We start from the raw sequence: 13,370 nt of genomic DNA on the forward strand, positions 1-13,370 counted from the left end.
CCATTCCTAAGATGATTCTAATAAGACCAGTGTAAAGTCTCGCCATGAAATTTCTATTCGACCTATTCCCCCTGATCGCCTTCTTTGCCGCTTTTAAACTGGGCGGCATGTATGAAGCGGCCACGCACGATTTCGTGCAGCAATATTTGTCCGGCTTCGTGTCTGGCGGCCTGATCAAGGCCGACCAGGCGCCGTGGATACTTGCCACCCTCGTCGGCATCGTCGCCACGGCTTGCCAGGTCAGCTATCTGCTGCTGCGAGGGCGCAAGGTGGACGGCATGCTGTGGCTGTCGCTGTTCATCTTTGTCGTGTTCGGCGGCGCCAGCATTTACCTGCATGACGATTTCTTCCTGAAATGGAAGCCGACCCTGATCTACTGGCTGTCCGGCCTGGCACTCCTGATCGCCTACGTGGGTTTCAAGAAAAACCTGATCCGCAAGACCATGGAAGCGCAAGTGCAGTTGCCTGATGCCGTCTGGAACCAGTTGCTGGCCGCATGGATCATTTTCTTTGGCGCCATCGGCGCACTGAACCTGTTCGTCGCCTTCGTGCTGTACAAGGGCGACATGGCCGCCTGGGTCAGCTTCAAGGCGTTTGGCGCGACGGGCATCTTCTTTGCCTTCATCGTGGCGCAAACCCTGTTCCTGGCCAAACATATCAAGGAAGACGCATGATGAGCTCCACCACCGAAAACACCGCGCCGGAAACGCGCATGCAGCGCATTCGTACCCGCCTGGAAACGGCACTTTCCCCTCTGGAATGCGTGCTGGAAGACGACTCGGCACGCCACCGGGGCCATGCGGGCGCCGCCTCCGGCGGAGGCCATTACAATCTGCGGATTATTTCTAGTCAATTTGAGGGGCTCAGGCTCGTCATGCGCCATCGACTGGTGTATGATTCCGTGCACGATATGATGCATAATGAGATACATGCATTGGCGATTGTGGCACTGGCGCCATCCGAAGTAGTGTAAGGATGGCGTTTTTGGCGTACCGGGGCAACTTGGTATGCCGTTTGCTGCAAGCGCCATGCACGCGTTTTCTTTCCATGCGTTTTTTACGAAACTTTCCCTAACAGGATTTAATAATGACTTTTAAGCCAGCCCGCTTGCTGATCGCACTACTCGCCGTTGTCGCGGTACCTGTTTTTGCGCAAAATGTTGCCGTTGTTAATGGCAAGCCTATCCCATCGTCGCGCGTTGATGCAGTCGTCAAGCAAGTCGTCGCCCAAGGCCAGCAACCGGATTCGCCGCAACTGCGCGAAATGATCAAGAAGGACTTGATCGGCCGTGAAGTGCTGATGCAAGAAGCGGAAAACAAAGGTTTCGGTAAAGATGCAGCCGTCAAGCAGCAAATCGAGAACGCACGCCAGGCCATCGTCATCAATGCCCTGGTCGGCGACTACCTGAAAAAGAATCCCGTCAACGACGCTGAAATCAAGGCGGAATACGACCGCTTCGTGGCCCAGACCGGCGACAAGGAATACCACGTGCGCCACATCCTGGTGGGCACCGAAGCTGAAGCGAAAGACATCATCGCCAAGCTGAAAGGCGGCGCCAAGTTCGAAGACCTGGCCAAGCAATCGAAAGATAGCGGTTCGGCCGACAACGGCGGCGACCTGGACTGGGCAGCGCCATCGTCCTTCCCGAAAGTATTCTCCGACGCCTTCGTGAAACTGCAAAAAGGCCAGGTTACCGACACCCCGGTGCAAACGCCTAACGGTTTCCACGTGATCAAGCTGGACGACACCCGCGCGGCAAAACTGCCTACCCTGGAAGAAGTCAAGCCACAGATCGCCGAAGCGCTGCAGCAAAAGAAATTGCAAGCGTATCAGGAAGAAATGATCAAAAAAGCGAAAGTTCAATAAGAACTGACCTCCCCGGCGCCCTTTTCGGCGCCGGTCGTGTATTCTGCGCCTGAACGCGAACTGCACGGCAGTCGCGGTCTCTTGTATCAGTTTTTGTAAATTTATTAGGAATGAACATGATTTTGAAGCCAGCCCGCCTGATCTTAGCCCTGGTCGCCGTTGTAGCGATCCCTGCGTTCGCGCAAAACGTGGCCACCGTGAATGGCAAGGCCATCCCATCGTCGCGCGTTGACCAGGTCGTCAAACAAGTCGTCGCCCAAGGCAAGCAAGCTGATTCGCCGCAATTGCGCGAAGCCATCAAGAAAGACCTGATCGGCCGCGAAGTGCTGATCCAGGAAGCCGACAAGCAAGGCTACGGCACGCGTCCGGAAGTCAAGTCGCAGATCGACAATGCCCGTCAAAGCATCATCATCAACGCCCTGCTGGCCGACTACGTCAAGAAAAACCCCGTCAAGGACGCTGAAATCAAGGCCGAGTACGACAAGTTCAAGGCACAAGCGGGCGACAAGGAATACCATGCACGCCACATCCTGGTCGCCACCGAAGCGGAAGCGAAAGACATCATCGCCAAGCTGAAAGGCGGCGCCAAGTTCGAAGAACTGGCCAAAGTATCGAAAGACGGTTCCGCAGCCAATGGCGGCGACCTGGACTGGGCTAGCCCTGCTTCGTACGTGAAGCCATTCTCCGACGCCATGGTTGCCCTGAAACCAGGCCAGGTCACGCAAACGCCAGTGCAATCGCAATTCGGCTTCCACGTGATCAAGCTGGAAGAAACCCGTCCGACGAAGTTGCCGGCACTGGAAGAAGTCAAGGGTCAAGTGGCCGAGTCGCTGCAACAGAAGAAACTCGCCGCCTACCGCGACGAACTGATGAAGAAAGCCAAAATCCAATAAAAACGCCTGATATAACCTGCTGCGCGTCGCGCTTTGCGGCCTGCGATGCTCACCGTGCTCCAGCACGGTTGCGCGTCTCGGCCACAAATCGCTGCCGCTCGCTACGGTTCTATCAGCCGTTTGGATGGCTGAACAAGAGCGCTCTTCGGGGCGCTTTTTTTACGCCTGAAAAAAGCGAGATGCGATGGATTTACATACAGAACTGAAGGCCGCGCTGGAAGCGGCCGCTGAACCGGGCCGTGCGGCACCCATGCAGGCCTACATGCGCGAGCAGTTCATCTTCCTGGGCGTGGCCGCACCGCAGCGGCGGATGGCCGCCAAGGGCCTGCTGGCAGGTTTGAAGGGCATCGATCCCGCAACGCTGCTGGATCACGCGCAACGGCTGTGGCAGCAGCCGGAACGCGAATACCAGCACGTGGCGCTCGACATGCTGGCCCTGCACTGGCGCCAGCTGGGCATCGAGCACATCCCCGCCCTGCTTGGCCTGGCGCGCCAGCGCGCGTGGTGGGACAGCGTCGACGGCATGGCCGGCATTGTCGGCGACGTGCTGCAGGCTGAGCACCTGCGCGGCGGCGATGGCCATGCGCACATGGACGCAGCCTTGCGCCATGACGATTTCTGGCTGCGCCGCATCGCCATGCTGCACCAGCTGGGCTGGCGCGCCGACACGGATGCGGCCTGGCTATTCGGCGCGGCGCTGGCGCTGGCCCACGAAAACGAGTTTTTCATCCGCAAGGCCATCGGCTGGGCCTTGCGCGATTACGCGCGCCACGCGCCCGAGGCGGTGACTACATTTGCCAACGCGCACCGCCAACTGCTCTCTCCCCTCAGCCGCCGCGAAGCGCTGAAGCACCAGCCACGCTGAAGGCCGAGCCGCCCAGCAGGCGCAGCGCGGCGTCGATGCGCGGCGCCGCATCCCAGGACGGCACGGGCGCCAGCAAGTCCAGCGCCATCTGGCGCAGCGGCTCGGCGATCACCATGGCCAGCAGCAAGCCGGCCAGTTCCTTCCCATCGTGCAGCACCAGATGGCCGCGCGCAGCCTGGCGCTGCAGCCACTCGGCCAGCAGGGCCGTGCCCCGCTCGATGCCGTTGCGCTGATACACGGCCAGCAGATCGGCGCGGGCGGGAAACTCCGTGCACAGCAAACGGAACAGGCCCACGGCGTCCGCCGTCAGCACGCGCGCCGCCATCGCCTGCAAGATCTCTTTCAATAAAGGCAACACTTCGCCAGGCGCGGCCGCATCCTGCGCCATGGCCGGCAGGAAGGCATCCGTCCAGCCGCGCACCACCAGGGCGACCAGTTCCTCACGGTTGGCCGCATATTGATACAGCGACTTCTTTGCCATGCCCGCGTGGCGCGCCACCGCTTCCATGGTCGTGGCCGCATAGCCTTCGTGCAGCAGCAGCCAGGTGGCGGCCTGCACGGCCGCCTCGCGCGCTTCCTCCGGCGGGCGCGCCGGACGGCCCCGTCCACGCACAGCCTTGCTCTCATCTTCCCGCATGCCCGCTCCAAGCTTGATCGATGGACGATTTTACACTGAATCCAATTTTGGAAACGCTATACGTTTCTTTAATATATAATTGTTTTACCCAAACAACGGAGAATGACATGACGCAGCATATTCAATTCCCATGGAACATCACCGACACGGGCGACTTGCTCGACCCGTTCCCCCTGCACCTGGAAACGGGCATCACGCGCCTGCAAGACGGTTGCCTGCTGGTGGCGGCGCGCACCGAGCTGCACGGCTGCAGCGGGCGCATGCTGGACTGGTGGTTTACGTTTTTCGAGACGACACAGCACATCAAGTGGTGGCACCCGCACGATCACGTGGCCCATCACGGCTGGAACGGCGCGTGGAAAAAGGGAGAGAGTTACTACGGCGCCTCGATCGAGGCAGTGGAATCCCTGGGCGACATTCCGCCCGTGAAAGCCAAGCTGAAGTTCCATGATCCGAAAGACGTGTTCGATGCGGAGCAACTGCGCCACGCACAGGACAGCGGCGCCCTGTCGGCCGCCGTCTGCGCGCGCATCGGCTTTGGCGATTACGTCGTGCTTGACCCGTACGGCGATCCGCTCGACGGCGAAATGCTGCACCTGGCGCGCGATACGCCCACGGGCTGCGTGCTGCGCAGCCGCTTCCTGCTGGGGCGCAACAGCCTCAACCCCGTGCGCGACGTGCCCGACGTGCTGGGCCTGAACTTGCTGCGCCATTGCTACAGCGAATTTACCTATCTGTCGCGCTTTCTGCCCTCGCTGTACTACGGCGAACACGCCAACGGAGAGCAAGCGCCGCTGCCGTGGTAAAGAGCCGCATCACAGCCGCTTGTGCATGCGCGCCAGCGGCAGCTTGATGCCATCGGGCAAGTCCAAGTGAAACTCTTCCGTGACGGCAAAGCCGCTGGCCAGGTACAGCGGCACGCCGGGCAAGGTGGCGGCCAGTTCCAGGGCGGTAAAGCCGGCGGACAGCGCCTGGCGCTCGCAATGGCGCATCAGCATGCTGCCCAGGCCCTGGCGCGCGGCCGCGGGTTCCACAAAGAAGGCGCGGATGCGGCCCGGCTGGCTGGCCGGATCGAGCAGCGGGTCCGGCCCGCTCTTGGCGCGGTCGGCGCCATACAGGGTGGCGCGCTGGCTCCATCCGCCGCAGGCCAGCATGGCGCCATCGCGTTCGATCACGAAATACGTCCGGTCGGCAACGAGTTGCGTATCGACGCCGAACACGTGGCGCGTCACGGACTCGGCCTGTTCCTGCGTATAAAACCCCGCGCTCAGCTCCACGCCGGAACGGGCGATCAGCGCATTCATTTGCGGCACATCGGCCGGCTGCGCCACGCGCAGGCGCGTCAACGCGCCAAAGCTGAACCAGGCACGGCTGATGCGACCGTGCGTCACTTCATATGTCGCCACCAGTTCCTGCGCCGATACGCCATCATCCGTATCGCCATGGACGATTTCATGGTCGATCACCAGCTTGCCGCAAGCTATGCGGTTCAGCAACTGCGCATGCGGTTTGCTGGCGGCGAAGCGGGCCGTGAAGCGGGGGCCGATCTGCGCGCTACCCGTTGCCAGCAAGGTATCGGGATGCTGGAATTGCTGTGCGTCATCGGCATAGATGGCCAGCAAGGCCGGCACGTCGTGTGCGTTATAGGCATCCAGTTGTGCCTGGACCACCGCCGTGGCCGAAATGAGTGTATCGTTGGCAAGCGCCATGCATGCACCTGTTGTGATGTGGTTGGAAAGTTGCAAAGCGTAACACTGTCGCTCCTGTCGCGGCGCGGTTTGCTGCGATAATTGTAAGATTCGTTATCAGATTCACCGCAAGAGACATCTTGCGGCGTCACCAATCAATCGCAAATCGCAGCAGGAGTAGATATCATGAAATGGGAAGGCAATCGCGAAAGCGACAATGTGGAAGATCGCCGTGGCGAAGACGGTGGCGGGGGCGGCGGGGGCGGCTTTGGTTTTGGCGGGCGCTCGATCGGCATCGGCACCATCGTCATCGCCCTCGTCGGCTCGTATGTGCTGGGCGTCAATCCCTTGACCTTGCTGAATCTGCTCAGCGGCGGTGGCGGCCAGGTCAGCACCCAGCAAAGCCAGGCACCGGCGCGCCAGCCGCCCGAATCGGACGAGATGGCCCGCTTCGTGAAAACCGTGCTGGCCGATACGGAAGACACGTGGGGCGCCCTGTTCAAGGCCGAGGGCGGCAGCTATGTGAAACCCAAGCTGGTGCTGTTTTCCGGCAGCACGCCGACCGCTTGCGGCACGGGCCAGAGCGCCAGCGGTCCTTTCTACTGCCCTGGCGACCAGAAAGTCTACCTGGATCTCGATTTCTTCAATCTGATGCAGCAGCGCTTCAAGGTGTCGGGTGAATTCGCCGAAGCGTATGTGATCGCCCATGAAGTGGGCCACCACGTGCAAAACCTGCTGGGCTTGTCCGAGAAGGTCGACAAGGCGCGCCGCACGCAATCGGAACGCCAGGCCAACGCCATGTCCGTGCGCCTGGAATTGCAGGCCGACTGCTTTGCCGGCGTGTGGGCGTATCACGCGAACGCCGACCGCAAGATCCTGGAACAGGGCGATGTGGAAGCGGCCCTGAAAGCGGCCACGGCCATCGGCGACGATGCGCTGCAGCGCCAGTCGCAAGGCCATGTCGTGCCGGACTCATTTACGCATGGCACCTCGGAGCAGCGCGTGCGCTGGTTTACCAAGGGCATCGAAAGCGGCCAGATTTCCCAGTGCAATACGTTCGAGGCACGCCAGTTGTAGTGCCACCACGCATGCCGCCCTGCGGGCCGGCATGCGTATCCATCAGGGCACAGTGACGTCGTAGCGCTTGCCCAGTCTTTTCAGTTCACCCGTCTCGATCAGGTTATTCAGCTCCTGGTCGAACTGCAAGCGCAGCTTGTCGAAGGTGGGCGAGCGGGGGAAGGCGAAATAGCCGTTTTGCAGTTCTATGACTTTGGGTAATGGTTTCACCTGGCGTCCATAGCCGAGGCGCGCAATCACGGGATCGGTGTTGCGGCGGTTGCTGACAAACACGTCGACGTGGTTGTGCACCAGCATCTTCAAGCCATTTTCCACATTGTTGGCCACGCTGACCTGCAAGCCGGGCCGCACGCGCTCCCAGTCCGCGCCATAGGCCCAGCCATTGAGCAGCACCACCCGGCGGTTCTTCAACACCGCGTAGTCGCCATCCCAGCCGAAGCTGGCATCCTGGCGCGTATAAAAGACCATCTGGTCCTGGTAGAACGGCTTATCGGAAAACACCATGCTGGCGATGCGCTCGGGCGTCTTGTAGGGGCCGATCAGGATATCGGCCTGGCCCTGCACCAGCATGGCTTGCGCGCGCGCCCACGGCACCATGCGAAAACGCACGGTGTTACCCGTGCGCGCCGCCATCAGGCGCAGCAGTTCCGCGCCCAGGCCGCCATATTCACCGCTGTCCTGGTACTCGAACACGCGCTCGAACTGCGCCCCCACGGCCAGCAATTCCCGAGCTGGCGCCTGCGATGGCACAGCCAGCGCAGGCGCCAGCAGCGCCAGAGCCAGCAAGCGCCGCCCTGCTCCGTTCATCAGCCGACGATGCGCAAGGAGTAATCGGTGGCCCGCACATCCTTGGTCAGGCTGCCGATCGAGATGCGGTCCACGCCCGTTTCGGCAATCGCGCGCACGGTATCGAAGTTGATGCCGCCGGACGCTTCCAGCAAGGCGCGGCCTTTGGTGATGGCCACGGCCTCGCGCATCATGTCGTTGCTGAAGTTATCGAGCAAGACGGAGACGGCGCCCGCATCCAGCGCTTCCTGCAATTGCGCCAGGGTTTCCACCTCGATCTGCACGGGCACGCCCGCGTCGAGGTTGCGCGCGTTTTCCAGGGCCTGGCTGACGCCGCCCGCGGCCGCGATATGGTTTTCCTTGATAAGGATGCCGTCGTACAGGGCCAGGCGCTGGTTCTTGCCGCCACCGACGCGCACCGCATACTTTTGCGCCAGGCGCAGGCCGGGCAAGGTCTTGCGCGTATCTAAAATGGACGCCTTGGTGCCGGCGATCACGTCGACATACTGGCGCGTGGCCGTGGCCACGGCCGACAGCAGTTGCAGGAAATTGAGGGCGCTGCGCTCGGCCGTAAGCAAGGCGCGTGCAGGCGCTTCGATGGTGCAGACGACGCTGTCGGCCGCCATCATGTCGCCTTCGGCGTAATGCCAAACGATGTCGATGCTGCGGTCCAGGCTTTTCATGATGCCTTCGAACCAAGGCGCGCCGCACAGCACGGCTGCTTCGCGCACGATGACACGGGCCGTGACGATGTGGTCAGGCGGCACCAGCTCGCCCGTCAGGTCGCACTGGCCCACGTCTTCCAGCAAGGCGGCCAGCAAATTGCCTTCGAATGCGCGCGCCAGGGCGGGATCGAAAGGGGCGAAAGAATTAACGAGGGTACTCATGCTGGACCGATTCCTTGGAACAATGTGGTTTCTTTTGCCAGGTCCGCGCCCGGCTTCAGGCCCGCCTTCTTGGCGGCGGCAAAATCGAGCATGCGGTTGATCGAGCGCACGGCCAGCTGGCCGACGGCAGGATCGACGTGGATTTCGTTGTGCATGTTTTCCAGCGTTTCGGCCAGGTTCAGCAAGCCATTCATGGCCATCCACGGGCAATGCGCGCAGCTTTTGCAGGTGGCGCTGTTGCCGGCCGTGGGCGCTTCGATGAAACGCTTGCCCGGCGCGGCCGCACGCATCTTGTGCAGGATGCCGTTGTCGGTGGCGACAATAAACGTGTCCGTGTCCATGGTTTGCGCTGCCGCAATCATTTGCGACGTGGAACCCACCATGTCGGCCAGCGCCACCACATTCGCGGGCGACTCCGGATGCACGAGGACTTTGGCTTGCGGATACTCTTCCTTGAGCAAATCGAGTTCGATGCCCTTGAATTCGTCGTGCACCAGGCATGACCCCTGCCACAGCAGCATGTCGGCGCCCGTTTGCTTCTGGATATACGAGCCCAGGTGCTTGTCGGGTGCCCACAGGATTTTCTTGCCCTGCGCATGCAGGTGGGCAACGATGTCGAGGCCGATGGACGACGTCACCATCCAGTCCGCGCGCGCCTTGACGGCCGCGCTGGTGTTGGCGTAGACGACGACCGTGCGGTCCGGATGGGCGTCGCAGAAGGCCGTGAATTCGTCCACCGGGCAGCCGAGATCGAGCGAACAGGTCGCGTCGAGGTCGGGCATCAATACCGTTTTTTCGGGACTGAGGATTTTCGCCGTTTCGCCCATGAAGCGCACGCCGGCCACGACCAGGGTCTTGGCCGGATGGTCGCGCCCGAAGCGGGCCATTTCCAGGGAATCGGAGACGCAGCCGCCCGTGGCTTCCGCCAGGTCTTGCAGGTCGGCATCAACGTAATAGTGGGCAACGAGCACGGCTTCGCGCTCGATCAGCAGGCGCTTGATGCGCGTGATCAGTTCGGCTTTTTCAGCCGGGGAAGGCGTCGCTGGCGTGCGTGCCCAGGCGTGGGCAGTGCAGCTGGCTCCGTCTTGTGGATGTTCATACTCGACGGATTTGATGGCTAAAGTTTGCATGGCTGTGTCAAACAAAAACGGGATAGACCGGCACGATTGCAATAAAGCAGGTGCGCCGGAACGAAAGGACCGCGGCGCGTCGGTGTGGTGATACCAGAGTACACCACCAGCTTTCCAAACGCCTGATAAAACCGTAGCGAGCGGCAGCGATTTGTGGCCGAGAAGCGCAACCGTGCTGAAGCACGGTGAGCATCACAGGCCGCAAAGCGCGACGCGCAGTAGGTTTGATCAGGTGTTTAATCAATACCCTGGCTCTTGAGGTAATCCTCATAGTTGCCACGGTAATCGACCACTTCATCTTCCTTGATCTCGATGATGCGGTTGGCCAGCGAAGAGACGAATTCGCGGTCATGCGACACGAAGATCAGGGTGCCCGCGTATTTTTCCAGCGCGATGTTCAGCGATTCGATCGATTCCATGTCCATGTGGTTGGTCGGCTCATCGAGCATCAGCACGTTGTGGCGGCCCAGCATCAGCTTGCCGTACATCATGCGGCCTTTTTCACCACCGGACAGTACCTTGACGGCCTTTTTCACATCGTCGCCGCCGAACAGCAAGCGGCCCAGGATGGAACGCACGGCCTGGTCGTCGTCGCCCTCTTTTGTCCACTGGCCGATCCAGTCGGTCAGGTTCGTGTCTTTGGCGAAATCTTCCGTCGGGTCTTGCGGCATGTAGCCGACGTTGGCGTTTTCCGCCCACTTCACGCGGCCCTGGTCAGGCTGCAGGCCGGCGATGTCGCCCGCGATGCAACGCAGCATGGTGGTCTTGCCGGCACCGTTGGCGCCGATGATGGCGATGCGCTCGCCCGCCTCGACCATGATGCTGAAATTCTTGAACAGCTGGCGGTCGAAACCTTTCGAGATGTTTTCGACTTCCACGGCCAGGCGGTGCAATTTCTTTTCGCCGTCGAAACGCACGAACGGATAGGCGCGCGACGATGGCTTGATGTCGTCGACCTTGATCTTTTCGATCTGCTTGGCGCGCGACGTGGCCTGGCGGGCCTTCGATTTGTTCGCCGCGAAGCGGCGCACGAATTCCTGCAGCTCGGCAACCTTGTCTTTCGCTTTCGCGTTGTTGGCCAGCTGCTGGTTGCGCGCCTGGGTCGAAGCGAACATGTATTCGTCGTAGTTGCCTGGATAAATCTTCAGGGTGCCGTAGTCCATGTCGGCCACGTGGGTGCACACCTGGTTCAGGAAGTGGCGATCATGGGAAATGATGATCATGGTGGAATTGCGCTCGTTGAGCACGTCTTCCAGCCAGCGAATCGTGTTGATGTCCAGGTTATTCGTCGGCTCGTCGAGCAGCAGGATGTCCGGGTTCGAGAACAGCGCCTGCGCCAGCAGCACGCGCAGCTTCCAGCCTGGCGACACATTGCTCATCGGGCCCTGATGCAGGTCGATGGCGACACCGGCGCCCAGCAGCAGTTCGCCGGCGCGCGATTCAGCCGTGTAACCGTCGTATTCGGAGACTTTGCCTTCCAGATCGGCGGCCTGCATGTAGTCGTCGTCGGTCGCTTCCGGGTTCGCGTAGATCGCGTCGCGCTGCTGGATGGCAGCCCACATTTCCGTGTGGCCCATCATGACGACGTCGAGGACGCGCATGTCTTCAAAGGCAAACTGGTCCTGGCGCAGCTTGCCCAGGCGTTCGTTGGTATCGAGCATGACGTTGCCGCCCGACGGATCCAGGTCGCCGCCCAGGATCTTCATGAACGTCGACTTGCCGCAGCCGTTCGCGCCGATCAAACCATAGCGGTTGCCGTCGCCGAACTTGACGGAGATATTCTCAAACAATGGCTTGGCGCCAAACTGCATCGTAATATTTGCGGTTGAAAGCATTAGTGAGGTCTTTATCCAGTGAAAACAGGTAGTTAGGTACTTTTCTCCCATTATACAGCAACCACCATGAACCACTATCCTGACCACTACTCCTGGTGAGCTGCCTGAGCAGGCTGTTTTCACCGCTCATATCCTCGGGTTTCCGGCAGCTGGCCAGCGGGCTGTCAGCCGGTTTACACCGTTCGGGCTTGGGCCTGGCCCACTTGTTACGCTTTATTACGGCCACGCTGCCGCCTTGATGGCGGCAGCGTCCTGCCTAATAACCGCTGACAAAAAATCATTCACTCCGTGTTATATCAGGATAGTTGTCGCGTCCCCTGATTTACCGTAGCATTGCCGAGTTTCTCCTTGCCGCCAATCTGAAATCGCCGCCCAGAACACCCTTTTGAGAAAAATAATGCGAAAACTTCGTTCCACGATTATTTTTACCATGCTGGCCAGTTTGGCCATGCCTGTATTGTCGGCGGATAAGCCGCTCTCTTTGCCGGACCGCCTGGCTGCCCTTCGCACGACTATCGCAATCGACCATGGAAAGATGGTTGGTTCCGGTGCGGCACCATTAATAAATGCGGGCCTGGAAAGCCAATTCGTACTCATCGGTGAGGACCATGGGATTGCAGAAATTGCGAATTTTTCGGCGGCGTATTTTGAAGCATTGGCAGGTCAAGGATTTACGACGCTGATTGTCGAAAATGGGCCGGCTGTTGCCGGTGCCTTGGAAAAAGCGTTGAAGTCCAATACTGGCGTCGCCGGCATAGCCGCATTTAATCAGGCATATCCGGTCGCCACTGCTTTTTACAAGTGGCAAGCTGAGGCGCAATTCCTGACCCGTATCGCCAAAGCTGCCGGACCATCGTTCCAATTGGTGGGAATGGATCAGGAGCTCATGGGCGCTTCGAAATATTTGCTCGACCAAATGGCTGAGCAACCGCTTAATCCTTTGGCGAAAGCAAAAATCGAGGCCTTCCGCAAGCTTGAAAGCGACAACTATCGCCGAGCGTCGGAGAGCGGAGACCCGAGAGAGCTTTTCATGGTAAAAGTCCAAGAGGAAGAATTATTCGCGCTGCAGAAGCTGCTCACGGCACCTGAGGAAATGCCCGCCTTGGCGATGTTAAATTCATTGATTGAAAGCCGCAGCATTTATACTAAAAACATGACTCCGGGACAAGGATATGGGTCGAATACACAACGTGCCAGGCTGATGAAACAGTATGTGGCCAGCCATTTGACGCATGCGCCTGCACAGCGCATGTTGCTGAAAGCCGGTGCAGTGCATGTCTTCCGAGGCTATAACCCGCTTGGTGCCGGCAGCCGGGAGATCGGCAATTATTTGGCGGAATATGCGGAAGGCCGCGGACAAAAATCGCTGCATGTGCTGGTGCTGGCTCTCAAAGGCCAGCAGGCGCAATTTGCAGGCATTGGACGCGGGTCGGCCTCCACAGAAATTGAAAAAGTCGATAGCAAGTCCTCCATGGCTGGCGTATTGCCCTTCTTTGCTGCGGCGAAAGAGCATAAGGAATGGTCATTGTTCGACGTGCGTCCCTTGCTGGGATCGGCGAAAACTCTGGCGAATGGAGACAGCAGTGTCCAAGGCATGATTCAGGGCTACGATTTCGTACTGGTCATTCCCGAGGGAAACGCAACGTCGGACCTGTGACAATATCGCCATCGGCCCTCGGCTGCAGCGCGGCACTGCTGCGCATGCC

General features: G+C 60.1%; 14 protein-coding genes. 8 read left to right on the forward strand and 6 right to left on the reverse strand.

The window, feature by feature from the left end; all coding sequences use genetic code 11:
* Positions 1–44: 44 nt before the first annotated feature.
* From CSQ91_RS07410 to CSQ91_RS07430, 5 genes are all read left to right on the forward strand, one after another.
* The gene (locus CSQ91_RS07410) at positions 45–674 is read left to right on the forward strand and encodes a septation protein A (RefSeq protein ID WP_034784619.1); all 630 of its coding nucleotides are present in this window, start codon (positions 45–47) and stop codon (positions 672–674) included.
* Positions 671–973, forward strand: a complete 303-nt coding sequence (locus tag CSQ91_RS07415) for a BolA family protein (RefSeq protein WP_225317325.1) — start codon at positions 671–673, stop codon at positions 971–973. The genes CSQ91_RS07410 and CSQ91_RS07415 overlap by 4 nt, the downstream gene beginning before the upstream one ends.
* A gap of 113 nt (positions 974–1,086) precedes the next feature.
* Complete coding sequence (locus CSQ91_RS07420) at positions 1,087–1,866, forward strand: peptidylprolyl isomerase (protein WP_034784620.1); 780 nt, start codon at positions 1,087–1,089, stop codon at positions 1,864–1,866.
* 116 nt (positions 1,867–1,982) lie between these two features.
* Positions 1,983–2,759 (forward strand): peptidylprolyl isomerase, encoded by a 777-nt coding sequence (locus CSQ91_RS07425; protein ID WP_034756072.1) that lies wholly within the window; start codon positions 1,983–1,985, stop codon positions 2,757–2,759.
* Positions 2,760–2,943: 184 nt separating this feature from the next.
* Positions 2,944–3,624 (forward strand): DNA alkylation repair protein, encoded by a 681-nt coding sequence (locus CSQ91_RS07430; RefSeq protein WP_099387848.1) that lies wholly within the window; start codon positions 2,944–2,946, stop codon positions 3,622–3,624.
* Here CSQ91_RS07430 and CSQ91_RS07435 read toward each other — a convergent pair.
* Positions 3,587–4,261, reverse strand: coding sequence for a TetR/AcrR family transcriptional regulator (locus tag CSQ91_RS07435; RefSeq protein WP_099387849.1), 675 nt, complete (start codon positions 4,259–4,261; stop codon positions 3,587–3,589). The genes CSQ91_RS07430 and CSQ91_RS07435 overlap by 38 nt on opposite strands.
* Before the next feature lie 107 nt (positions 4,262–4,368).
* Here CSQ91_RS07435 and CSQ91_RS07440 point away from each other — a divergent pair, with 107 nt between their 5' ends.
* A complete protein-coding gene (locus tag CSQ91_RS07440; RefSeq protein WP_099387850.1) occupies positions 4,369–5,067 on the forward strand; it encodes a DAPG hydrolase family protein in 699 nt (232 codons plus the stop codon).
* 9 nt (positions 5,068–5,076) lie between these two features.
* Here the strand turns inward: CSQ91_RS07440 and CSQ91_RS29145 are convergent, their stop codons facing one another.
* The gene (locus tag CSQ91_RS29145; protein WP_099387851.1) at positions 5,077–5,970 is read right to left on the reverse strand and encodes a GNAT family N-acetyltransferase; all 894 of its coding nucleotides are present in this window, start codon (positions 5,968–5,970) and stop codon (positions 5,077–5,079) included.
* Between the two features lie 165 nt (positions 5,971–6,135).
* Between CSQ91_RS29145 and ypfJ the strand changes: the two genes are divergently transcribed.
* Complete coding sequence (gene ypfJ, locus CSQ91_RS07450; protein ID WP_034784624.1) at positions 6,136–7,026, forward strand: KPN_02809 family neutral zinc metallopeptidase; 891 nt, start codon at positions 6,136–6,138, stop codon at positions 7,024–7,026.
* A gap of 42 nt (positions 7,027–7,068) precedes the next feature.
* On the opposite strand, the gene CSQ91_RS07455 is transcribed toward ypfJ, so the two are convergent.
* The 4 genes from CSQ91_RS07455 to CSQ91_RS07470 all read right to left on the reverse strand — a co-directional run bounded on the left by CSQ91_RS07455 (position 7,069) and on the right by CSQ91_RS07470 (position 11,664).
* A complete protein-coding gene (locus CSQ91_RS07455; protein ID WP_099387852.1) occupies positions 7,069–7,833 on the reverse strand; it encodes a substrate-binding periplasmic protein in 765 nt (254 codons plus the stop codon).
* Positions 7,833–8,699: a carboxylating nicotinate-nucleotide diphosphorylase gene (gene nadC, locus CSQ91_RS07460; protein WP_070259452.1), complete on the reverse strand. Its 867-nt coding sequence runs from the start codon at positions 8,697–8,699 to the stop codon at positions 7,833–7,835. The genes CSQ91_RS07455 and nadC overlap by 1 nt, the downstream gene beginning before the upstream one ends.
* On the reverse strand, positions 8,696–9,829 hold the full coding sequence (nadA, locus tag CSQ91_RS07465; RefSeq protein ID WP_092604999.1) for a quinolinate synthase NadA: 1,134 nt from the start codon (positions 9,827–9,829) through the stop codon (positions 8,696–8,698). Before nadA ends, nadC begins: the two co-directional genes overlap by 4 nt.
* 236 nt (positions 9,830–10,065) lie before the next feature.
* The gene (locus CSQ91_RS07470) at positions 10,066–11,664 is read right to left on the reverse strand and encodes an ABC-F family ATPase (RefSeq protein ID WP_034784627.1); all 1,599 of its coding nucleotides are present in this window, start codon (positions 11,662–11,664) and stop codon (positions 10,066–10,068) included.
* Between the two features lie 397 nt (positions 11,665–12,061).
* On the opposite strand from CSQ91_RS07470, the gene CSQ91_RS07475 reads away from it, so the two are divergent.
* Complete coding sequence (locus CSQ91_RS07475; RefSeq protein ID WP_099387853.1) at positions 12,062–13,321, forward strand: hypothetical protein; 1,260 nt, start codon at positions 12,062–12,064, stop codon at positions 13,319–13,321.
* Positions 13,322–13,370 lie beyond the last annotated feature (49 nt).

The organism is Janthinobacterium sp. BJB301, assembly GCF_002735685.1.
Taxonomy (GTDB): Bacteria; Pseudomonadota; Gammaproteobacteria; order Burkholderiales; family Burkholderiaceae_D; genus Janthinobacterium; species Janthinobacterium lividum.

Excerpts from the sequence above, each read along its gene's own strand:
- CSQ91_RS07410 (WP_034784619.1), top strand. The coding sequence starts at position 45 with ATGAAATTTCTATTCGACCTATTCCCCCTGATCGCCTTCTTTGCCGCT.
- CSQ91_RS07415 (WP_225317325.1), top strand. The coding sequence starts at position 671 with ATGATGAGCTCCACCACCGAAAACACCGCGCCGGAAACGCGCATGCAG.
- CSQ91_RS07420 (WP_034784620.1), top strand. The coding sequence starts at position 1,087 with ATGACTTTTAAGCCAGCCCGCTTGCTGATCGCACTACTCGCCGTTGTC.
- CSQ91_RS07425 (WP_034756072.1), top strand. The coding sequence starts at position 1,983 with ATGATTTTGAAGCCAGCCCGCCTGATCTTAGCCCTGGTCGCCGTTGTA.
- CSQ91_RS07430 (WP_099387848.1), top strand. The coding sequence starts at position 2,944 with ATGGATTTACATACAGAACTGAAGGCCGCGCTGGAAGCGGCCGCTGAA.
- CSQ91_RS07435 (WP_099387849.1), bottom strand. The coding sequence starts at position 4,261 with ATGCGGGAAGATGAGAGCAAGGCTGTGCGTGGACGGGGCCGTCCGGCG.
- CSQ91_RS07440 (WP_099387850.1), top strand. The coding sequence starts at position 4,369 with ATGACGCAGCATATTCAATTCCCATGGAACATCACCGACACGGGCGAC.
- CSQ91_RS29145 (WP_099387851.1), bottom strand. The coding sequence starts at position 5,970 with ATGGCGCTTGCCAACGATACACTCATTTCGGCCACGGCGGTGGTCCAG.
- ypfJ (WP_034784624.1), top strand. The coding sequence starts at position 6,136 with ATGAAATGGGAAGGCAATCGCGAAAGCGACAATGTGGAAGATCGCCGT.
- CSQ91_RS07455 (WP_099387852.1), bottom strand. The coding sequence starts at position 7,833 with ATGAACGGAGCAGGGCGGCGCTTGCTGGCTCTGGCGCTGCTGGCGCCT.
- nadC (WP_070259452.1), bottom strand. The coding sequence starts at position 8,699 with ATGAGTACCCTCGTTAATTCTTTCGCCCCTTTCGATCCCGCCCTGGCG.
- nadA (WP_092604999.1), bottom strand. The coding sequence starts at position 9,829 with ATGCAAACTTTAGCCATCAAATCCGTCGAGTATGAACATCCACAAGAC.
- CSQ91_RS07470 (WP_034784627.1), bottom strand. The coding sequence starts at position 11,664 with ATGCTTTCAACCGCAAATATTACGATGCAGTTTGGCGCCAAGCCATTG.
- CSQ91_RS07475 (WP_099387853.1), top strand. The coding sequence starts at position 12,062 with ATGCGAAAACTTCGTTCCACGATTATTTTTACCATGCTGGCCAGTTTG.